We start from the raw sequence: 21,851 nt of genomic DNA, 5'->3' as shown, positions 1-21,851 counted from the left end.
ATTGCGGGGCAGTTCCGCGATGATCTCGGAATCTCGTAACCCGCGGCATTGAATCGATTGAACAGGAATATGCTGTTCCGGCGACGAGAACGCGCCATTCACTCGCGACCACTCCATTTCACTTTCATGTCGTGACGGCAAGGGGGTAGCGTCGACGCAGCGCCAGGTACGGACATAGATCATCAATGCGTCCGACCTGACCCAGGAGCGAGGATCGCGATCTGCGTACGGGGGTGCCAGCGAAGATCAACGCTTAACCGCGTCCAGTGGCCGCTTCGGGTATGTCAATTCGTCCGCGCTGTTTCAGCATGCCCGGAAAAGCTCGCGCTCATCTTTCTGTGGCCCGGCACGAGATTGCCGGAAAGCCATGCCTCCCAGTGCTTTTGTTGGGCTACCACCCGGAATAAGGGGGAGTTCCGAACGTGACGGAATATGCAATAACCGAAAGGCCCGCGCAAGCCGATGTAGTGATCGTCGGCAACGGCGCACTTGGCCTGTTCCTGGCCGACGAGCTGATGGAGCGCGGAATGGGCTCCGTCGTCGTGGTCGGGCCCGGTCACCGCGAGACGGGGGCCAGCCAGGCCGCCGGCGCGATGCTCGGCTGCTTCGGCGAGACGACCACGGAGTCGTTACGGACCGACGCTTCACGCACCAGGTTCGAACTCGGCGTCGCCGCGCACGACCGGTGGCCCGCCGTGCTGACCAAGCTGGAGGAGTTCTCGCGGACGGGGCGCCCGCTGCAGAGCGCGCCCGACACGCACGTCGTGCTCAACTCGATCGGCGCCGAGCTGGACACCGTCAACTTCAAGGCGATGCTGGACGCGCTCGACCAGTACGGCAAGCCCTGGGAGGAGGTGGATCCGCACGAGATTCCCGGCTTCAACCCCCGCCTGGACACCAGGTCGCTGCGCGCCGTCCACCTGCCGACGGAAGGTGCCGTGGACGCACGTGGTGTGCTGGCCGCGCTGGAGGCGCGACTGCACGACGCGGGCGCGGTCCTTGTGGACCAGTCGGTGCGCCGGCTGGTGAGCAGCGACGACGTCGTGACCGGGGTCGAACTCGACGACGGCCACCTCATCGAGGCGGGAACGGTCGTCGTGGCAGCCGGCGTCCACAGCGAGTCGCTGGTCAGGACCGTGTCCGAGGACATCGACCTGATCCCCATGTTCCCCGGTCTCGGCTTCGCGATGATGGCCCGGCGCACCGGAGGGGACCCGTTCCGCAGCGTGGTCCGCACCCCGAACCGCGGGTTCGCCTGTGGGCTGCACGTCGTGCCCCAGGGCGGTGGGCTGGAGTACTACGGCGCCACCAACCGTCTGGTGGACTCCATCTCCGGTGTCACCTGGATGGCCGACGTCAGGTTCCTCGCCCAGTACTCGATGCAGCAGCTCGACGAACGGGCCGCGGGCCACGAGGTCGTGCAGTGGCTCGCCGGTAACCGCCCGGTGACCCTGGACGGCTTCCCGATGATCGGCTGGCTGCCGCCCTCGGGTCTCTACCTCATGACCGGTACCTACCGCGACGGCTTCCACTGCGCGCCACTGCTGGCCGAGCACGTCGCGAACGAGCTCCAGGGCAAGCCGGGGACCATCGACCCGATGTTCACACCGACCCGGGAACCGGTCGTCACCCGGACGATCGAGTGGTCGATCAGCGAGTACGTCGAGCACAACCTCGCCGCCTGGTTCGAGACCGGCGCCGAGGCCGCACCGCAGATGACGACGACGCAGATCGCGGAGTACTACCGGACGCGGTGTGTGCAGGCATACGACCAGCTGGGCATCGACTACGCGCTCGGCCCGGACATCCTCTGGTACGCGCAAGGCAGCCTGCTCGGCGCCCGCCGCATCAGGCGCTACCTGCGCAGTCACCGGGGCGGCAGCGAGACCCGGGCCCGGTCGGTCGACACCGGAAGCGGGGACGCGCAGTGACCACCTCCCACACCTCCACGGTGGACATCGTCAGGAAGCTGATCGACCAGCAACTCAACCTCACCAGCCACGGCTTCGAGCTGAAGCACGACGGCAACCTGTGGGACCTGGGCATGACGTCGCTGACGGCCCTGGGACTCATGCTGAGCATCGAGGACACCTTCGGTATCGAGCTGCCGGAGAGCGCGCTCAAGGAATCGACGTTCCGCAGCGTCGACGCGATCACCGCGGCCGTCGACGCGGTGCTGGGTTCCGCACAGGCGCCGCCGACGGGAGAGGGCGTCTCGGCGCAGAGCTGAGACGCGAGTCCCGAACCACCCCTCCGTTTGAAGGGATGCGCAGGTCCACATGGTGAAGTTCGAGCCACGTCCGACGAACCCCTTCCCGCTGGTGCGCGGTTCCACCACGGAATCCCCGCTGTCGGCGGGACAGGAACGCCTGTGGTGGCTGCACCAGTGGGACGCCTCGTACGAGTACCACATCACCGGCGGATGGCGGTTCCCGGACGGAGTGGACCGGACGGCGCTGGCCACCGCGGTGGCCGGACTGGTCCGCAGGCACCAGATCCTGCGGACCAGGTTCGTCCTGCGCCCCGACGGCACGGTCGCGCAGGAGGTGGCCGACGAGATCGACGTCCCCGTCGTCTGGGCGGGGAGCGACTGGCGGGCCGCGGTGGACCGGGCGGTTCGCGAACCCTTCGATCTCGCCCGGCCGCCCCTGCTCCGGGTCGTCGTCGCGGAGTTGGACGACGGGTACGGCGTACTGACGTCGTTGCACCACATCATCACGGACCGCTGGTCCATGGACGTACTGGCCAGGGACCTCTTCGAGTTTTACGAAGCCGCACTGGAGCACCGCGAGCCGCGGCTTCCGCAACTCGCCGTCCAGTACGGCGACTACGCGGACTGGCAGCGCCGCTTCCTCGACAGCAGCCTGCTCCGGTCGCGGCTGGACCACTGGGTGCGGGCGCTGGAGGGAAGCGAACGGCTGGAGCTTCCGCTGGACCGCCCCCGGTCCGCGGCGAACGACGCGGCGGGCGGCACCGTCGTCGTCGAGCTGTCGGAAGAGGCCACCGCGGCGATGACCGCGATGGCCTGGCGCGCCCGGGCGACCCCGGTCGTGGTGGTGACGGCGGCCCTGGTCGCGGGTTTGAGCGCGTTCAGCGGTCAGACCGACGTCGTCATCGGCGCGATCGTCTCCGACCGGCCGCGCCCGGAGCTGCAGGACCTGATCGGTTTCTTCATCAACACCGTGGCACTCAGAGTCGACCTGTCCGGCGAGCCGCTGACCTTCCGCTCCCTGGTGACCCGCACACGGGACGCCTGGATGGCGGCGGACGCGCACCAGGACGTGCCCTTCGAGAGAATCGTCGGCGCGCTCCACGCCGGCTCCGAACCTCAGCGCAACCCGGTCTTCGACATCGCGGTGAACCACGCCGGTGACCGGGTGAGCCTCGCCGAGGCTCCGGGCGCGCCGACGTGGTGGCATCCCGAGCTGCCGGTGACGGCCCGCTTCGACCTGTCGCTCACCACGCAGGTCGTCGACGGACGGCTGCGCGCCACGTTCGTGTACCGGTCGGCGCTGTTCGACGAAGCGCCGATCGCCGCACTCGCGGCCGGCTACATCCGGCTGCTCGAACAGGGCGTGACCAGCCCCGACCTGCCCTTGCACCAGGTGGGCCTGGTCGAGGAGGCGGAACGCAAACGGCTGCACGGCGGCAACGACGCGACTCCCGCTCCCGAGGCGACCATCGTCGAACGCGTCCAGGCGCAGGCTGAGCGCAGCCCCGCGGCTCCCGCCGTGGTCGGCGCGACCGGCGTGCTGACGTACCAGCAGCTCAACGAGCGCGCCAACCGACTGGCCCGGCACCTGCTCACGCGCGGCGCGGGCCCCGAGCGGGTGGTCGCCGTCTGCCTGGACAAGACGGTCGAGCGTTTCGTCGTGCTGCTCGCCATCGCCAAGGCCGGCGCGGCCTACCTCCCGCTCGACCCTGACCATCCGGCCGACCGGCTGCGCTTCCTGGTCTCGGACGCGGGCGCGGTCCTCACCGTCGTCAGCCCCGGACTGCGCGAGCGCCTCCCCGCGGGCGCCGCGCCGACGCTCGTGTTCGGCGACGGGTCGCTCGACCTGAGCGGTTACGACGCCGGGAACCTGCCGCCGGCCGCCTTCCCCGACAACCTGGCGTACCTCATCTCGACGTCGGGCTCGACCGGCGCGCCCAAGTCGGTGGCGGTCTCGCACCGGGCGCTGAGCAGGCTGGTGGCGGGGGCACCGCGCCACCTCGACATCGGACCCGGGGCGACCTTCCTGCAGTGCGGGCCGTTGACGTTCGACGTCGCGGTGCTGGAGTGGGCCCCCTTGGCGCACGGCGGCCGGGTGGTGGTGACCGACACCGGAACCCTCCTCGACGGCCTGGACGAGGTCGTCCGCGCCTACGGCGTGACCACGCTCAAGCTGGTCTCCCCGCAGCTGGACCTGCTGGTGGAACGGGACATCCGGACGCTCGCGGGGCTGCGCCAACTCGTCGTCGGGGGCGACGTGGTCAACCCGCAGAGCTTCGCCGCCGCTCGTACGGGCCTGCCCGGCTGCCGCGTCACGGCATCCTACGGACCGACCGAGTGCACGGTGCTGGCCACTGTGTTCGACGGCGGGGAACAGTCCGTGCGGGTGCCGATCGGGCACCCCCTCCCCCATACCCGCGTGTACCTCCTCGACCGGGAGCTGCGGCCCGTGGCGGTCGGCATGCGGGGCGAGATCCACCTGGCCGGCGACGGACTGGCCCGCGGCTACCACGGCCGCCCGGGACTGACCGCCCAGGCGTTCGTCCCCGATCCGTACGGCCCGCCGGGCGCCCGCATGTACCGCACCGGTGACATCGGGCGGTACCTGCCGAGCGGTGCGATCGACTTCCTCGGCCGCGCCGACAAGCAGGTGAAGATCCGCGGCTTCCGGATCGAGATGAGCGAGATCGAGCACGCCCTGCTGCGCGAACCCGGCATCACCTCAGCCGTCGTACTGCGGGTCGAACAGGCCACCGGACCGGCGCTGGCCGCCTATGTGGTGGCGACCGACCCGGTGGACGTGCCCGCGCTGCGCCGCAGGCTGGGCACGACGTTGCCCGCCTACATGCTCCCCGACCATGTCATCGAGGTGCCCCGCATCCCGTTGACCGCCAACAACAAGGTGGACCGCGCCGCGCTGCCTCCTGTCGCCGCCGACGAGCCGGCCGCGCCGCCGACGACCGGGTTGGAGGCGCGCGTCGTCGAGGCGTGGTCCGAGGTACTGGGCCGGACGGTGCCCGCCACCGCGGACTTCTTCGCTCACGGCGGTCACTCCCTGCTCGTGCCGAGGGCGACCGCGGCGATCCGGCGGCTGCTCGGCCGCGAGGTCCCGCTGCGGCTGATGATGACGCACCGGACGCCCGCCGCCTACGCGGCCGCCATCCTGGCGGAGAGCGCCCCGGACCTCGGCGCCGCCTCGCGCGAGCACCGCCTCGAACAGCAGGCGTGGCACAGCCGGACGTACCCCGGCGAACGCCGGCTCGACCTGTTCCTCCCGGCCGGGGAGCCGGGCCCGCAGCTGCGGACCCTGATCGTGCTCGACGGCTCCGAGTTCGTCGACATCATGCGGATGCCCGCCATCCTGGACCGGCTGGCCTTGCAGGGCCGGATCCCGGCGACGGCGGCGCTGTTCGTGAGCCCCGCCGAGTGGGCGGTCCGCAACCGCGAACTGCTCGACGAAGACTTCGTCGACGTGCTCGCCGATGAGCTGGTCCCGCACCTGCGGGACTGGCTGGGCGAGCGGTGGCAGGGCGGACGGACCACGGCCGTCGGCGCGAGCCTGGGCGCGGTCACCGCGGTGCGGGCCGCGCTGCGGCGCCCCGACTGCTTCGACGGAGCCGTCGGCCTGTCCGGCCCGCTGACCGACCACCGTCTCCTGCCGGCGACGGCCACCGAGCCGAGCCCCGCCCGGTTCTTCCTGTCCGCGAGCCGCGAGGAGGCGGACGTGATGCTCGACCACGGCATCAGCCAGCTGGACGCCACCAAGCGCACAGGGGAGGACCTGGCACTGCGCGGCCACGACGTGCGGTGCGCCTACGGAGACGGCGGCCACACCTACGCCGCCTGGGAGGCGATGCTCCCGCAGGCGATCAGCTGGGCGCTGGGCGCCGAGCGGCGGACCAACCCGTGAGACCGGGCAGCCAGCCCGTACGACCGGGAAACCAGCCCGTACGAACGAGAGACCAGCCCGTACGACCGAGAAACCAGGAGGACGACGTACGCCATGTTCGACGACGAACGCCGTGAGTTCAGCGTGGTGGTCAACCACGAGGGGCAGCACTCGATCTGGCCGGCCGACCGTGACATTCCGTCCGGCTGGCGCGCCGAGGGATTCAGCGGCGACAAGGCGGCGTGCCTCGCCCACATCGATCGCGTGTGGACCGACCTGCGGCCACTGAGCCTGCGCAGCCAGATGCAAGCCGACTGAGGCCGTTTCGAGCCACACGAGGAGAAGCCATGGTGGAATCCAGGCCGCGTACGGTGCTCGACCTGTTCGCGCACCAGGTTCGCGTGCGGCCGCACGCCCCCGCCGTCCGAACGCGGGCGCGGTCATGGACCTACGCCGAGTTCGACCGCGCGACGGCCCGGCTGGCCCACCGCCTGCGACGCGCGGGCGCGGGCCCGGGAACGGTGGTGGGGCTGCTGGCCCCCCGCAGCGCGGCGGCACTGACCGGCCTCGTCGCCGTGCTGCGCTGCGGCGCGGCGTGCCTGCCGCTCGATCCGGGCGATCCGCCCCGGCGCAACCGGGAGGTGCTGGACGACGCCGGATGCGAGCAGGTCCTCGCCGCCGCCCCCACCGAGTGGTGCCCCGAGGCGCTGCTCATAGACGACCCGGGCCCACTGGACGAGGACACCTCCGCGCTGCCCCGACCACGCCCGCTGGACCTGGCGTACGCGATCACGACGTCGGGTTCCACCGGACGTCCCAAGATCGTCGGCGTGCCGCACGAGGGGATCCTCAATCTGATCGTCGCCTCGATCGAGGACCTCGACCTGGTCAGGGAAGACGACGTCATGCTGTGGACGACCGCGCCGGCTGTCGACAGCACGATGCACGATGTGCTGATGCCGCTGTGCGCGGGCGCCTGCGTCGCGATCGGCGACGACGACGATCTGCCCGCGAGCCGGATCCTGGTCACCGTGCGCACGCTCGGCGTGACCGCGCTGGAGATCCCGGCCGCCGTGCTCGGGCCCTACGGCCGGGCGCTCCTGCCCCGGCTGGCGCAGGCGGGCGTCCGTCTCGTCATCACCGGCGGCTCCCAGCTCGACGGCGTCGGGCTCGCGGACTCTCCGCCCCTGGTCGTGGCCAACGGCTACGGCCCGACCGAGGCATCGGTCGCCGCCACCTGGTACCGGTGCAACCCGTCGACACCGAGCTGGGTGCCCATCGGCCGTCCGGTCCGAGGGGTACGCACCTACGTGCTCGACGACGACCTGCGGCCCGTCCCGGCCGGCGCCGAGGGCCAGTTGTTCATCGCGGGGGTCGGCCTGGCCAGGGGCTACCTCGGACTTCCCGGCCGCACGGCGGCGGTGTTCCTGCCGGACCCGTTCGCGCCGACACCCGGCACCCGCATGTACGCCACGGGCGACCGCGTACGGCTACAGCCCGACGGCGACTACGTCTACCTCGGCCGGATCGACGACCAGGTCAAGATCAGGGGCTTCCGCGTCGAGATCGGCGAGGTCGAGCACGCCCTGCGCGAGTGCGCCGGAGCCGTCGACGCCGCGGTGCTGCTCCGCGAGGACACACCCGGGGGCGCCGCCATCGTCGCCTTCCTGGTCGGCGAACGGTCGTCCGACGAGGTGATCACCGGCCGGCTGCGCGACCGGTTGCCGAGCCATATGATTCCCCGCTTCTTCATGTGGCTGGACGAGATGCCCCTCAACCGGGCGGGCAAGGTCGACCGCAAGGCGCTGGCCGCTATGCCGGTCGGAGACCCGGCCCGTCGTGCGTGAAGGAGGAGTCAGAGGTGCCACGTGAAGCGACCGGCGTGCACGGTGTGTGCGACGCCTATGTGGACGACTACGCCCGGTTGAACCCCCTCGCAGCCACCGAGTTCGGCATACTCGGCCACGACGACAGGCTGCCCGACCTCTCTCCCGACGGCCACGCCGTACGTGCCGGACTCGCCAGGGCCGCGCTGGCCGACATGGCGGCCGCACAACCGGTGGACGAGGGCGAGCGCATCGCCAAGGCCGTCTTCTCCGAGCGGCTCCAAGTCGACGTCGACATGCACGAGGCCGGACTGCCCGCGGCATCACTGAACATGACGGCGAGCCCGGCCCAGGACATCCGGTACGCCTTCGACCTGATGCCGACCGAAACCGCCGACGACTGGGCGGTGATCGCGAAACGGCTGGCCCGGGTGCCGGAGGCGCTCGCGGGATACCGGGCATCGCTGTCCGCATCGGCGGACAAGGGCGTCATGTCGGCCGCACGTCAGGTGCGGCGGACGGCCCAGCAGTGCGAGACCTGGTCCGGCGCGGGCTCCTTCTTCGCCACGCTCGCCGCGTCCGCCGAGGGCGTGCCGGGCGTCGACGGTGCGCTGCGGGCCGACCTCGACGCCGGCGTGCGCGCGGCCAGGCAGGCGTACGCCGAACTGGCGGCCTTCCTCCGTGACGCTCTCGCTCCCAAGGCCGGGGACGAGGACGCGGTCGGCGAGGACCTCTACAAGCTGTGGTCGCGCAAGTTCATCGGGGCGGACATGGACCTGCGCGACGCCTACGCGTGGGGCTGGGCCGAGTTCGGCCGCATCGAGGCGGAACTGACCGAGGTCGCGGGACGGATCAGGCCAGGGGCGGGTCCGGCCGAGGCGGCCGGGACACTCGACGGCGACCCTCGGTACCGCGTCACAGGCCGGGCCGCGTTCCAGGCGTGGATGCAGGAGCTGTCCGAGCGGGCACTGGCCGACCTGCACGGGACGCACTTCGACATCCCGGCCGAGCTGATGCGGCTGGACTGCAGGATCGCTCCGCCGGGCGGCGGGCTGGGCGCCTACTACACCAACCCCGCCGACGACTTCAGCCGACCGGGCACGATGTGGTGGTCACTGCCCGAGGGCGAGCGGGAGTTCCCGACGTGGCGCGAGGCCAGCACCGTCTACCACGAAGGTGTGCCGGGCCATCACCTGCAGATCGGCACGGCGGTGGTGACGAAGACGCTCAACCGGTTTCAGCGGCTGCTGTGCTTCATCGACGGACACGGTGAGGGTTGGGCGCTCTACGCCGAGCGGCTGATGCGGGAGTTCGGGTATCTCGACGACGGATACCTGCTCGGCATGCTCAACAAGCACCTTTTCCGCGCGGCCCGGGTGATCGTCGACATCGGCATGCACCTGAAGCTGGAGATTCCGGCGGGCACCGGGTTCCACGAAGGCCGGCGCTGGACTCCCGAACTGGGCCGGGAATTCCTGCGGACCAGAACACTCACCGACGAAGCGCGCGCGATCGACGAGATAGACCGCTATCTCGGCTGGCCGGGCCAGGCGCCCGCCTACAAGCTCGGTGAGCGGCTGTGGCTGTCCATACGCGATGAGATCAAGGCCGGCCGCGGCAGCGAGTTCGACCTCAAGGACTTCCACATGCGTGCTCTGCGGAGCGGTCCCGCCGGCCTGGACACCTTGCGGGACGTCCTCGTCCGCTCCGAAGGAATTCGCTGACATTCCCCCCTCGGTGACGGATCAGCCGCAGCATGGTGGGGCATACAACAAGTCCAACTCCTCTCCCCCCGCCAGCACTTCAGGGAGTCCTACGATGATCCGCGGCATCGATGTCAGCGCCTACCAGTCCTCGTCCTACGACACGGACGGCCTCTCCTTCGTCTTCATCAAGGCGACGGAGGGCCGCTCCTACGTCAATCCCAAACTCGCCGCCCAGACGAAACGCGCCCGTGACGCCGGCCTGGTCGTCGGCTTCTACCACTTCCTCTGGCCCGGCAACCTCTCGGCCCAGGCGGAGTACTTCGTCAGCAAGGCCCCCGAAAGAGCGGGCGACATCCTCGCCGTGGACTGGGAGACGACGAGCGAGGGCACGCATGCGAGCAACGCCCAGAAGGACCTCTTCATTCGGAAGGTGAAGGAGAAGCGGCCGAATAATCCGGTCATCCTCTATGCAAATAGGCACTACTGGCTGAACGTGGACACCACGTCCTACGCCGGCGACGGCCTCTGGATCGCCGACTACGTGACCCCGGGCAAGCCCCGCATCCAGGCCAAGTGGCGCTTCCACCAGTACACCGACGACCCCCTGGACAAGAACGTCGCGAACTTCCCCAGCAAGGCCGCGCTGCGTGAGTGGGCCCAGAACGCATAGGCTCCGGCCTGCGGCGAAGCACTCGTCGCCGGGAACAGGGGAGCTTCTTGCCATGGGTGGGACTGTCGCCGCCGTCAGCAGTAACGGGACGTACTCGTTCACCAAGCCCAACCGCGACAGCATCACGCTGATCGCCGGGCTCGGAGTGGAGGGTGATGTGCACGCGGGGGCGACCGTGAAGCATCGGTTCCGGATGCGGAGGGATCCCTCGCAGCCGAATCTGCGGCAGGTGCACCTCATCCACGCGGAGTTGTTCGACGAGGTGCGCGAGGCCGGATTCGAGGTGGCGGCCGGGGAGCTCGGGGAGAACGTCACCACTCGGGGCATCGATCTGCTGGGGCTGCCGACCGGGACGCGGCTGAGGCTCGGGGACGAGGCCGTCATCGAGGTGACCGGGCTGCGGAATCCCTGTGCGCAGATCGACGACTTCCAGAAGGGGCTGATGAAGCAGGTCGTCGGACGGGACGACGAGGGCGGGGTGCGTTTCAGGTCCGGGATCATGAGCGTCGTCGTCAGCGGGGGCGTGGTGCGGGCCGGGGACCCGATCGCCGTCGAGCTGCCGGACGGGCCGCACCGGCCCCTGGAGATCGTGTGACGTCAGGAGCGCCGGGCGCGACGAAGGGACGCCCCTCGCCGCACTGGCAGGCCGGGCGCCCCTTCCCCGGACGTCACTTGTTCAGGTAGGCCCAGAACTCCTCGAACGACACGACCTTGTCGCCGTTCAGGTCACGGCTGTTGAGGATCGCCTCGGCGACCGACTCGGTCACGTTCCAGTCGCCGCCCTGAGCCAGGGCCTTCTTGAACTCGGCGGCGGTGATGGTGCCGTCACCGTCCGCATCGATGCGCTCGAACTGCTTGCGTGCTTCCTCGATGTCGATGTGCGCCACCGGTCCGCCCCTTTACTCGCGTTTGCTCGCGTCTGTCGTGTTGTGCTGGCTTGCTGCCGCAGGTCAGATTAACTGCCCGCCCGCGCCGCCGGTGCGGCGACCACCCGGGCGGGGCGATGACTCGAAAGAGCACGAGGGAGCGGCCGTGGCACAGACCCTGCGGGACATTCTGGACGCGGCGGCGCGGGGTGTGTTCCCGCCCGCGGACGGCCGTACGACGGTCGTGCCCCAGCCCTCCCACCGGAACGCCGGCGTCCTCGCCTTCACCGCGCACTCCGTCGTCTTCACCGACGAGGATCCCGCCTGGGTGTACGACACTCTGCGCGCCATGGAGTGCGACGCGCTGGCGGCCCCCATGAACCCGCGCTTCCTGGCGGCCTTGACCGAGCGGACGGGCCGTATGTGCGAGACCGTCGACGCCGTCCTGGTCGGCTCCCCGCTGCCGGGTGAGCCGCCGCTCGCGCTGAAGGAGATCAAGGACGCCGGTCACCCGCGGATCCGCTATGCCCGCGGGCGGCGCGACGAGGTGCGCGCCTGGACCGCTCAGGGCGGGGTGCTGGTGATGGGGCGCGGGGTCGCCGGGCGGCTGGAGGTCTCGGTGGAGGTCGACGAGGACGTACGGCACCGGGGGCTGGGGCGGCTGCTGGTGACCGCCGCCCGGCATCTCGTCGGGGAGCCCCTGTGGGCGCAGGTCGCGCCGGGGAACGCCCGCAGCGTACGGGCGTTCCAGGCGGCCGGGTATCGGCCGGTGGGCGCGGAACTGCTGCTGCTCGCCCGGTAGGGGCGTCAGCGCCGGGCCGTCAGTGCCAGGCCTCGTAGTGCGGGTTGCTCTGGCAGCCGCTCATGATCTCGACCTTGGTCGTCTTGTTCACCGGGCAGACGCCGATGATGTACTTGCGGTGGATGCCGCCGGGGAAAGCCACCTCGACCTGGTCGGCCCAGTGGTGGGTGTCGCCGATGGTCTCGTTGACGTCGATGCCGCCGGGGGCGTCGATGTAGTAGTTCCAGCCCGACTTCCACCACTTCTTGTACAGGTCGTGGTCGTACGTCGTGGAGACGAACGGCGATGGCTGGTTGACCAGGACGTACTGCTCCAGGTCGTACTGGCCGTTCTCCACGTCCTTGGGCTTGAAGCCCTCCTGGAAGACGATCTCCGGGCCGCGGCCGTCGGCCCGGTAGAGCGTGCCGCAGCTGGTGCGCCACGCCGGGTCGGGGGTGATGCGGTCGACGTCGACACGGCGGTCGGCGGCGGCCTTGATCTTGTCGGCGTACTGGACGGGACAGGCGGCCGGGGCGGGGGCGGCGGTCTTGACGACGGTCGTGCGAGCCGAGGTGGGAGCGGTCTCGGGTGCCGTGGCGGCCGTCGTGGCGAGGACGGCCGAGAGGGACAGGACGGCGGCAGTGGCTCGCCGCCGCAGGCGAGTTGTGATCATGGGAGCACGATTCCCGGCCCGCGGCGGCGCGTCGTGGATCTTCACTCGTACGGCGGCGTGTCACTGACCGCCGGTCAACCCGTCCTCGGCTAGCGGAAGATGCCGGTGTGGCCGAGGGAGTAGCGGCCCGGCTGCGGGTAGACGGCGAGGCCGTGTGGGCCGCTGCCGACGGGGATGCGGGCGAGTTGTTCACCGGTGCGGGTGTCGATGGCGTACACCTCGGCGTCGTAACGCCCCGACAGCCACAGCACCTTGCCGTCCGCGGAGACGCCGCCCATGTCGGGGCTGCCGCCCTGGGGAAGGTGCCACTTCTTGGTGAGCCTGTTCTTGGTGAAGTCGAAAACGGAGACGCTGCCCTCGCCGCGGTTGGAGACGTACATCTCGCGTGAGTCGCGGCTGACGTAGAGGCCGTGGCAGCCCTTGCCGGTGTGCAGGAGCTTCGGCTCGTCGAACTTGTCGCCGTCCAGCACCCACATGCCGTGGGCCATCATGTCGGCGATGTAGAACCGCTTGCCGTCGGGCGAGACCTTGACGTCCTGTGGCATGGCCCCCTCGAAGGGCAGTTTCTGCTGGCCGATGACCTTCATCTTCTCCGTGTCGACCTTGAGGAGTTCCCCGCTGAACTCGCAGGAGACGATGAAGTACCGGCCGTCGAGGGAGAAGTCGGCGTGGTTGACGCCGTAGCAGGTGACCGGCTCGGTCTTGATCCGCTTCATGGTGTGGGGGTCGCGGAAGACGAGTTCGCGGTCGAGGGAGGCCATGACGACGGCGTACCTGCCGTTGGGCGTGAAGTAGAGGTTGTACGGGTCGTGGACCTTCACCTCCTTGCCCGCCCTGCCGGTCTTCGGGTCGATGGGGGTGAGGGTGTGGCCGCGGTTGTTGTTGACCCAGAGGGTCTTCAGGTCCCAGGAGGGCACGACGTGCTGGGGCTGGCGGCCCACGGGGATGGTCTCGATGATCTTGTACGTCTTCGGGTCGATGACGGAGACGGTGTCCGACTCGGTGTTGGGGACGTAGACGCGGGACGGGAAGTCCTTGACGACCGGGGACAGCTTGTTGGGGCGGTCGGCGGCGTACACGTCCTTGGGGTCGAGGACGGGGGGCATGCCGGGCAGTCCCTGGACGGGCTTCTTCTTCACCGGGGCGGGGATGGCGGCCTGGGTGCCGGGGGACTCGTCGGCCCGGTTCCTGTCCTTGGCGGACTCGGTGCCGCAGGCGGCGAGCGCGAGGAGGCCGACGCCGGCGAGGAGGGTGCGGTGCATGAGGTTCATCGGCAGGTCTTCCGTGCGGCGCGGCTGTCGGTGGTGGTCACCGGACTATTTAATGAGGATTGCGCCGGAAAACGTGTGATTTACCCGATAAGCGGCTTGTACGGGTCGCGCCGCGCAGTTGTCTTCGCCCCCGCCGCCCCTACCCGTCCCATCCCCCAGGGGCTCCGCCCCTTCGACCCCGCGTACCTGGGGGCCTGCGGCCCCCAGACCCCCGCTATCGGCCCTGAACGGGCCTCGTCCTCAAACGCCGGACGGGCTGAGAGTGCCGGACCGGCGCCGAGAAGTGACCGTTGCCGGGCATGGGCAAGTGACCCCCGTCCGGCGCGTCCCCAGCGGGTGGGTGGGGGCTGGGGATGGCGCGCCCTCGTCCCCAAACGTCAGACGGACCGAAAGGCGCGCCCGGCGCCGAGGAGTGACCACGGCGCCGTCAGCGGTCCGCCACTCTCATCTCGAACCAGGTCGTCTTGCCGCGCGGCAGCAGGTCCACGCCCCAGCGGTCGGCGAGTTTGTCGACCAGGAACAGGCCCCGGCCGCTGATGTCCATCTCCTGGACCGGCATCAGACAGGGCAGGCCGCGGGACGGATCGCGGACCTCGATGCGGATCCAGCCGCGGCGGCGGCGCATACGGAGGCCGAAGACGCGGGCGCCGGTGTGGCGGACGGCGTTGCCGACCAGTTCCGAGACGAGCAGGACCGCGTCCTCCGTCATCTTCGGGCTGAGGCCCCACTGGCGCAGGACGACCACCTGGGCCAGCCGGCGCGCCGTGGCGGCGGACTCGGGCCGGGACGGGAGCGGAACCTCCGCCTCCGTGGGATTGCCGAACAGCTCCAGCGCCTTGGAGGCGGCTTCGTCCTCCGCCGCCGGTGACCAGCGCGCCGCAGTCGCACGACCGTGCCCCCGCGGCTGTTCGACACCCTCCAGCCCCGCCATGCCCCCATCATGGCCGCCCAAAGGGTCCTCCGGGGCCGTTCCTACGGAATACGCCCCCCGGAATCCCCCATTCCGCAAGGCTCCTCCGGCATATGACAGAGGCAGCTCCGAGTCCCCTACAGCCCGTCCGACCTGCGACGAAGGGTCTGTTGGAGGCAATCGACGGGCTCCCTCGACAAGGCACGCTTAAGGTTGCCTTAAGGCTGCCATAAACCGTCCCATCGAGGGACCCGAATCAGACAGCCCGTCAATTGCAAGTGATGCGACGGAGTTTCAGACCCCGACTTCGCCGAGGCCGCCCGAAGGGCCTTGCCCGGCGCCTCAGAGGAACTTCGCCTTGCCCGGCCCCTCCTCCACGAAGCTCCGCATCCCCCGCTCCCGGTCCTCCGTCGCGAACAGGCCCGCGAACCAGCCCCGTTCCACCGCCAGGCCGGTCTCGATGTCCGTCTCCAGGCCCGTGTCGATCGACTCCTTCGCCGCGCGCAGCGCGATCGCCGGCCCCTGCGCGAGCTTCGCCGCCCAGGCGTGTGCCTCGGCGTAGACCTGGTCCGCCGCCACGACGCGGTCCACCAGGCCCAGCTCGCGGGCCTCGTCCGCCTTCACCATACGGCCCGTGAAGATCAGGTCCTTCGCCTTCGACGGACCGATCAGGCGGGCCAGCCGCTGCGTGCCGCCCGCGCCCGGGATCAGCCCGAGCAGGATCTCCGGCTGGCCCAGCTTGGCGTTGTCCGCGGCGATCCGGTAGTCCGCGCACAGCGCCAACTCGCAGCCGCCGCCGAGCGCGTAGCCCGTCACCGCCGCCACCACCGGCTTCGGGATCCGGGCCACCGCCGTGAACGACTCCTGCAGGGCCCGTGCGCGCAGGACCATCGCCGTGTGGTCCATGGCCTGCATCTCCTTGATGTCCGCGCCCGCCGCGAACACCTTCTCCCCGCCGTAGATCACCACGGCCCGTACGTCGTCACGACGGCCCGCCTCCTCGGCGAGCTCCTTGAGCCGGTCCTGGGTGGCGACGTCCAGCGCGTTCATGGGCGGGCGGTCGAGGCGGAGCGTGCCGACGCCCTCGGCGACTTCGAGATTCACGGTCATGCGAGCAGGTTAACGGGGACTAACGGAGAGCGGCCCGGTGCGGTCCGTCACACTCGGCCGGGGGTGTGGGGACGGCCCGCCGGGCAGGGCCGGACACGCGAACGGCCCCGGTTCCGTGCCTCGCAGAGGCCGGGTGCCGGGGCCGGGCAGTAAGGCGTCAGTCGGTGCGCCTCACGCCTTCCACTTCTCCCAGGACATGTTCCAGCCGTTGAGCCCGTTGTCGGGGGCCACCGTCGCGTCGTTGGAGTTCTTCACGACCACCACGTCACCGATCATCGAGTGGTTGTAGAACCACGCGGCCGGCGTACCGCCGTCGTACGCGCCCTGGACGTCGCGCAGGCCGATGCAGCCGTGGCTGGCGTTGTAGTTGCCGAAGGCGCCGCCGCCCCAGTAGTTGCCGTGGATGAAGGTGCCGGAGTTGGTCAGACGCATGGCGTGCGGGACGTCCTCGATGTCGTACTCGCCCTCGTAGCCGACCGTGTCGCCGTTCATCCGGGTCTCGACGAACTTCTCGGTGATGACCATCTGGCCGTTCCAGGTGTCGTAACCCGGCTTGCCGGTGGTGACGGGGATGGTCTTGACGACCTTGCCGTCCTGCATGACCTTCATCTTCTTGGTCTTCACGTCGACGACCGAGACCTGGTCGCGGCCGATGGTGAAGGAGACCTTCTTGTCCTGCTCGCCGTAGACGCCGGGGCGGCCCTCGACGCCGTCGAGGTTGAGGTCGACGGTGACCTTGGTGCCTTCCTTCCAGTACTTCTCGGGACGGAAGTCGAGGCGGTCGTTGCCGAACCAGTGGCCCGCGACCTCGACGGCCGGCTCGGTCCTGATGGTGATCGCCTTCTCGACGTCCTCGGGCTGCGTGATGCCCCGGGTGAAGCGGATCGAGAACGGCATTCCGACGCCGACCTTGGAGCCGTCCTCGGGCGTGAAGGTGCCGATGAAGGTGTTCTTCGGGGTCAGGGTGGTGAAGTCGGCCTCCTTGGTGGCCTCCAGGCCCTCGGAGTCCTTGGCGACCGCGTGCACCGTGTACTTGGTGGAGGCGGCCAGGTGCGTGGACGGCGTCCAGGTGGCGCCGTCGCCGGATATCTTCCCGGCTATCGCGTTGCCCTTGCTGTCCTCGACCTCGACGGCCGTCAGCCTGCCCTTGGCCGCGGTCACCTTCAGCGCGCCGCTGGTCTCGACGGACTTCGCGCCGTCCCCCGGCGCTATGGTCACCAGCGCCTGCGACTTCCTGGTCTCCGCCGTACCGGAGTCCTTGCCCTTGCCGTCACCGGTCCCCGAGTCCGATCCCCCGCCCCCGCCGCACGCGGTGACGGCGAGCAGCAGCACACCGGCAAGTGCCGACAGCCCCTTGCGCCCACGTCCCCCGCGCGCGTCAACCGACGCCCCCGATATCGGCCGCACGTTCAAGTCTTCTCCCCTCCCCGGGACCCAGGCCCCGCCTGGCGAACCCGCTCCCCCGCGCGTCTGCCGCGCGCACCGGCGCATATTAACCACAAGGTCAGGTGCGTCGGCGCCGCGCGATTGTCACCATTCCGTTCCAACATCGGCAGATAGCCGGTTGGTCGAGCAACTCACCCCCCTGTCCGGTTACTTCACCGCACTCCCCGCCTTCCACTCCTTCCAGCCCATATTCCAGCCTCCGAGGCCATTGTCCGGAGCGACCTTTTTGTCATTGCTGTGGACGACCTCGACGACGTCCCCGATCAGGCTGCGGTCGAAGAACCAGCCCGCGGGCGTCTGCGAGCCGCCGCCCTTCACGTCCCTCAGCCCCACGCACCCGTGGCTGACATTGCTCCGTCCGAAGACCGAGGCGTGCGCCCAGTAGTTGCCGTGCAGGAAGGTGCCGGAGTCGGTGAGCCGCATGGCGTGCGGGACGTCGGGGATGTCGTACTCGCCCTTGCCGTTCTTCTTCTTGAAGCCGACCGTGGCGCCGTTCATCCGGGTCAGCTCCAGCATCTCGGTGACCACCATCTTCCCGTTGTAGGTGGTGGTCTTCGGGGCGCCCGCCGTGACCGGCACGGTGGCGAGGAGTTCGCCGGCCCGCCGGACCTGCATGGTGTGCCTGGCCGCGTCGACGACGGAGATCTGGTGGCGGCCGACGGTGAAGGAGAACGTCTTGTACTGCAGCCCGTAGACCCCGGGCGCCCCCTCGACGTCCCGCAGCCGCAGCGCGACGGTGACCCGGGTGCCGGGCTTCCAGTACTGCTCGGGGCGGAAGTCGAGGCGGGCCTTGCCGAACCAGTGCGGGCGGATCTCCACGGCCGGCTCGGCGGTGACCCGGACGGCGCGTTCGACGGCGGCCCGGTTCTCGATCTCTCGGTTGAACCTCAGGGAGACGATCATCCCGGTGCCGACGGTGGAGCGGTTCTCCGGGGTGACGTATCCGATGAACCGCTCTTCGGGGACGTACGTGGTGAAGGTCGTGTGCCGTGCGCTGCGCCGCCCGTGGCCGTCGAGGGCCACCGCGTCGATCGTGTACTCGGCGGCCAGCGCGAGCCCCGATTCGTGGGGCTCCCAGCGCCGGCCGTCCTCGGAGATCCGCCCGGCCACCGGGGTCTCCTGCGCGTCCTGGGACTTGACGACCTTCACCGACTCCAGGCGCCCGCTGAGCACCCGGACGAGCAGCCTGTCGTCGGGGAGTGCGCCCTTGGTGCCGTCGTCGGGCAGGACCCGGATGACGTCCTCGGGCGCGGGCGGTTTGCCCAGCATGCGGTCGACACCGCCGCCGTCCGAAGTGCAGCCGGCCGCGCCGGCCAGCAGTCCCGCCCATGTCAGTACGGCGGCCAACACGGCCCCCGCGCGCCGCGCGCGCCCTTGTACGTGCCTCACGAAGACCCCAACGATCAGGGCGGCCGTGGGGAAACGTGAGTGCGAGCCACGCGGTGGGCAGAACATCTGGGAGGACGACGCGACGGGGAGCCGCGGTTCGGGACGCCGTGTGGCTCTTTCTCACATCGTGTGGTCCATGAGCCGTGGGAGGCCGACAGGTGTCGAGCGCAGCCGAGCAGGAGGCGGTGGCCGGGACGGTCGCCGCTGAGGAGGGGCGCCCGGCCGCCGTCGTGAACGGCGCGCGGCGCAAGGCCCCCGGTGTGCCCGTGTGGCCGGGCGCGCCCATGCCGCTCGGCGCCCGCTTCCGGGTCGGCCCCGACGGGGTGGCGGGCACCAACTTCGCCCTGTGGGCGGGCGGCGCCGAGGCGGTCGAGCTGTGCCTGTTCGACGAGCAGGGCAAGGAGACCCGGGCCAAGCTGACCGAACTGACGCACGAGATCTGGCACGGTTTCGTGCCGGGCGTCATGCCGGGCCAGCGCTACGGCTACCGGGTGCACGGCCGCTGGGACCCGTGGACCGGCGCCCGCTGGAACCCGGCGAAGCTGCTCCTCGACCCGTACGCGCGCGCGGTGGACGGCGACTTCAGCCTGCCGCCCGAGGTGTACGGCCATGTCCGCGACTGGCCCCAGCAGCATGTCGCGGACACCGTGCGCGACGACCGCGACTCGGCGCCCTACGTCCCGAAGGGGGTCGTCGTGCACGACGACGCCCCCGACGACGAGTGGATGGAGGACCGCCGGCCGAAGACGCCGTGGGCGGACTCGGTGATCTACGAGGTGCATGTCCGGGGCTTCACCAAGCTGCACCCGGGGATACCGGAGGAGCTGCGGGGGACGTACGCCGGTCTGGCGCATCCCGCGGCGATCGAGCACCTGGTCAGGCTGGGCGTGACGGCCGTGGAGCTGCTGCCGGTGCACCAGTTCGCGCACGAGGACCATCTGCTGCGCAAGGGCCTGCGCAACTACTGGGGCTACAACTCCATCGGCTACTTCGCCCCGCACGCCGCCTACGCGGCCTCCGGGACGACCGGTCAGCAGGTCGGCGAGTTCAGGCGCATGGTGCGTGCCCTGCACGCGGCGGGCATCGAGGTCATCCTCGACGTCGTCTACAACCACACGGCGGAGGCGGGCGAGCTGGGCCCGACACTGTCGCTGAAGGGCATCGACAACCGGGGGTACTACCGGTTGCAGTCGGACGCCCGCCGGTACGCCGACTACACGGGCTGCGGCAACACCCTGCACGTCGTCCAGCCGCACGTCCTGCGGCTCATCACCGACTCGCTGCGCTACTGGGTGACGGAGATGGGCGTGGACGGCTTCAGGTTCGACCTGGCGGCGGCGCTCGCCCGGTCCATGCACGACGTCGACATGCTGTCGCCGTTCCTCGCGGTGATCGCGCAGGATCCGGTGCTGCGGCGGGTGAAGCTGATCGCCGAGCCGTGGGACGTGGGATCGGGCGGCTACCAGGTGGGCGCCTTCCCGCCGCTGTGGACGGAGTGGAACGACCGCTACCGCAACGCCGTACGGGACTACTGGCGGGGCGCCCTGCCGGACGTACGGGATCTGGGCTACCGGCTGTCGGGGTCCAGCGACCTGTACGCATGGGGCGGGCGCAGGCCCTACGCCTCCGTCAACTTCGTGACCGCGCACGACGGTTTCACCCTGCGGGACCTGGTGTCCTACGAGCGCAAGCACAACGAGGCGAACGGCGAGGGCAACCGGGACGGCTCGAACGACAACCGGTCCTGGAACTGCGGCGCCGAGGGCGAGACGGACGACGAGCGGGTACGGGCGCTCCGGCGCCGGCAGCTGCGGAACCTGCTGACCACCCTGCTGCTGTCGACGGGCGTGCCGATGCTGGTCGCGGGCGACGAGCTGGGGCGGACCCAGCGCGGCAACAACAACGCGTACTGCCAGGACAACGAGATCAGCTGGCTGGACTGGGGGCTGCTGGAGGACCCGGGCTGGAAGGCCCTGTTCGACCTGACCTCGCGGCTGATCGAGCTGCGGCACCGGCACCCGGTGCTGCGCCGCAGGGCCTTCTTCTCCGGGCGGGCGCACTCCGCGGACGGGCTGCGGGACCTGGCCTGGTTCACCGCGCGGGGCACGGAGATGACGGAACGGGACTGGTACGCGCCCGCCGCCACGCTGGGCATGTATCTGTCCGGGCGGGACATCCCGGGCCGGGACGAGCGGGGCGCGCCGATCCTCGACGACAGCTTCCTGGCCGTGCTGCACGCGGGGCACCGGCCGGTGAGCTTCGTGCTGCCGGGGCCGCCGTGGGCGGAGCGGTACGAGGTGGTCGTCGACACCTCGCGGGAGGAGCAGGGGGAGGCTCCGGGCGTGGTGCACCGGGCGGGGGAGGCGATCACGGTGCCGGCGCGGGCGGTGCTGTTGCTGAAGGTGGAGGGTGGTTGAGGGTGGCCGGCGGCCGGACGCCCCGCTGCCGTACCCGGGCTAGCCGAGGATCCCTCGCTCGTACGCCGTCGCCACCGCCGCCGCGCGGTCGTTGACGCCCAACTTGGCGTACAGATGGGTGAGGTGGGTCTTCACGGTCGCCTCGCTGATGAACAGTTCGCGGGCGATCTCACGGTTGGAGGTGCCCTTGGCGACCAGCGCCAGGACCTCGCGCTCGCGGGCGGAGAGGGGCTCGTTGCCGGGGCGCGGACCGCCGACACCAGCCGGGAGGCGACCGCCGGGGAGAGGACCGTGCGGCCCTCGGCCGCCGCGCGGACAGCCGTGAAAAGCTCGTCGCGCGGGGCGTCCTTGAGGAGATAGCCGGTCGCGCCCGCCTCGATGGCGGGGAGGGTGTCCGAGTCGGTGTCGTACGTGGTCAGGACCAGGACCTTCGCTCGGGCGGCCCGGCGCACCAGTTCCCGCTCAGCAGCGTCGCTGACGCGCAGCGTGATCACCGTGACTCCGGCGGAGCGGCGGATCAGCCCGGCCGGGGTGTCCAGGGCGGCGATCCGGCCCTTGTCCATGACCGTGGCATCAGCTTCGCGGCGCGGCGGGGGCCGCCACATCGGCCGTCACGCTCGAAAGGGCATCGGCCGATCGGGGGATGCCGTCCTACGACCCCGCCGCCTCGCACTGTACGACCCCT

Annotated in this window: 17 protein-coding genes and 1 pseudogene; 10 read left to right on the top strand and 8 right to left on the bottom strand. The window is 70.4% G+C overall.

The annotated features are described in order from the left end of the window. Window positions 1-422 precede the first annotated feature (422 nt). The 8 genes from AQI70_RS35725 to AQI70_RS35690 all read left to right on the top strand — a co-directional run bounded on the left by AQI70_RS35725 (window position 423) and on the right by AQI70_RS35690 (window position 10,898). Entirely contained in the window at window positions 423-1,931 is a 1,509-nt protein-coding gene (locus AQI70_RS35725) for an NAD(P)/FAD-dependent oxidoreductase (RefSeq protein WP_079051615.1), read from the top strand. Beyond that, window positions 1,928-2,230, top strand: coding sequence for a phosphopantetheine-binding protein (locus AQI70_RS39350; RefSeq protein ID WP_062156605.1), 303 nt, complete (start codon window positions 1,928-1,930; stop codon window positions 2,228-2,230). The genes AQI70_RS35725 and AQI70_RS39350 overlap by 4 nt, the downstream gene beginning before the upstream one ends. 49 nt (window positions 2,231-2,279) lie before the next feature. Then, a complete protein-coding gene (locus AQI70_RS35715; RefSeq protein ID WP_062156604.1) occupies window positions 2,280-6,122 on the top strand; it encodes a non-ribosomal peptide synthetase in 3,843 nt (1,280 codons plus the stop codon). 93 nt (window positions 6,123-6,215) lie between these two features. Then, window positions 6,216-6,419 carry an MbtH family protein gene (locus tag AQI70_RS35710; RefSeq protein WP_062156603.1) on the top strand — a complete coding sequence of 68 codons (204 nt, stop codon included), beginning with the start codon at window positions 6,216-6,218 and terminating at the stop codon, window positions 6,417-6,419. Between the two features lie 29 nt (window positions 6,420-6,448). Further along, a complete protein-coding gene (locus AQI70_RS35705) occupies window positions 6,449-7,948 on the top strand; it encodes an amino acid adenylation domain-containing protein (RefSeq protein ID WP_062156602.1) in 1,500 nt (499 codons plus the stop codon). Between the two features lie 14 nt (window positions 7,949-7,962). Then, complete coding sequence (locus tag AQI70_RS35700; RefSeq protein ID WP_062156601.1) at window positions 7,963-9,651, top strand: DUF885 domain-containing protein; 1,689 nt, start codon at window positions 7,963-7,965, stop codon at window positions 9,649-9,651. A 94-nt stretch (window positions 9,652-9,745) separates the two neighbouring features. Further along, on the top strand, window positions 9,746-10,303 hold the full coding sequence (locus AQI70_RS35695) for a GH25 family lysozyme (protein WP_062156600.1): 558 nt from the start codon (window positions 9,746-9,748) through the stop codon (window positions 10,301-10,303). Between the two features lie 52 nt (window positions 10,304-10,355). Continuing rightward, entirely contained in the window at window positions 10,356-10,898 is a 543-nt protein-coding gene (locus AQI70_RS35690; RefSeq protein WP_062156599.1) for an MOSC domain-containing protein, read from the top strand. Window positions 10,899-10,971: 73 nt separating this feature from the next. Here AQI70_RS35690 and AQI70_RS35685 read toward each other — a convergent pair whose 3' ends face one another. After that, the gene (locus AQI70_RS35685) at window positions 10,972-11,190 is read right to left on the bottom strand and encodes an EF-hand domain-containing protein (protein ID WP_003997746.1); all 219 of its coding nucleotides are present in this window, start codon (window positions 11,188-11,190) and stop codon (window positions 10,972-10,974) included. Between the two features lie 145 nt (window positions 11,191-11,335). Here AQI70_RS35685 and AQI70_RS35680 point away from each other — a divergent pair, with 145 nt between their 5' ends. Beyond that, window positions 11,336-11,971 carry a GNAT family N-acetyltransferase gene (locus tag AQI70_RS35680; RefSeq protein WP_062156598.1) on the top strand — a complete coding sequence of 212 codons (636 nt, stop codon included), beginning with the start codon at window positions 11,336-11,338 and terminating at the stop codon, window positions 11,969-11,971. A gap of 19 nt (window positions 11,972-11,990) precedes the next feature. On the opposite strand, the gene AQI70_RS35675 is transcribed toward AQI70_RS35680, so the two are convergent. The 6 genes from AQI70_RS35675 to AQI70_RS35650 form a co-directional block, all read right to left on the bottom strand. Next, window positions 11,991-12,623 carry an ADP-ribosyltransferase gene (locus AQI70_RS35675; RefSeq protein ID WP_062156597.1) on the bottom strand — a complete coding sequence of 211 codons (633 nt, stop codon included), beginning with the start codon at window positions 12,621-12,623 and terminating at the stop codon, window positions 11,991-11,993. An 89-nt stretch (window positions 12,624-12,712) separates the two neighbouring features. Continuing rightward, window positions 12,713-13,894: a YncE family protein gene (locus AQI70_RS35670; RefSeq protein WP_062156596.1), complete on the bottom strand. Its 1,182-nt coding sequence runs from the start codon at window positions 13,892-13,894 to the stop codon at window positions 12,713-12,715. Window positions 13,895-14,321: 427 nt separating this feature from the next. Further along, a complete protein-coding gene (locus tag AQI70_RS35665) occupies window positions 14,322-14,825 on the bottom strand; it encodes an ATP-binding protein (RefSeq protein ID WP_062156595.1) in 504 nt (167 codons plus the stop codon). Between the two features lie 321 nt (window positions 14,826-15,146). Further along, the gene (locus AQI70_RS35660; RefSeq protein ID WP_062156594.1) at window positions 15,147-15,914 is read right to left on the bottom strand and encodes an enoyl-CoA hydratase/isomerase family protein; all 768 of its coding nucleotides are present in this window, start codon (window positions 15,912-15,914) and stop codon (window positions 15,147-15,149) included. A gap of 171 nt (window positions 15,915-16,085) precedes the next feature. Beyond that, a complete protein-coding gene (locus AQI70_RS35655) occupies window positions 16,086-17,327 on the bottom strand; it encodes a L,D-transpeptidase (RefSeq protein WP_062156593.1) in 1,242 nt (413 codons plus the stop codon). Between the two features lie 180 nt (window positions 17,328-17,507). Continuing rightward, window positions 17,508-18,749 (bottom strand): L,D-transpeptidase, encoded by a 1,242-nt coding sequence (locus tag AQI70_RS35650; protein ID WP_062156592.1) that lies wholly within the window; start codon window positions 18,747-18,749, stop codon window positions 17,508-17,510. A gap of 158 nt (window positions 18,750-18,907) precedes the next feature. On the opposite strand from AQI70_RS35650, the gene glgX reads away from it, so the two are divergent. Beyond that, window positions 18,908-21,166 carry a glycogen debranching protein GlgX gene (gene glgX, locus AQI70_RS35645; RefSeq protein ID WP_062156591.1) on the top strand — a complete coding sequence of 753 codons (2,259 nt, stop codon included), beginning with the start codon at window positions 18,908-18,910 and terminating at the stop codon, window positions 21,164-21,166. Window positions 21,167-21,205: 39 nt separating this feature from the next. Here the strand turns inward: glgX and AQI70_RS35640 are convergent. Further along, window positions 21,206-21,771, bottom strand: a pseudogene (locus tag AQI70_RS35640) (LuxR C-terminal-related transcriptional regulator). Window positions 21,772-21,851: the final 80 nt, after the last annotated feature.

It is taken from the genome of Streptomyces curacoi, from assembly GCF_001513975.1.
Lineage (GTDB): Bacteria > Actinomycetota > Actinomycetes > Streptomycetales > Streptomycetaceae > Streptomyces > Streptomyces curacoi.
The sequence above is the reverse complement of the archived record's forward strand: the minus strand, read 5'-3'. Positions and strand labels throughout refer to the sequence as shown.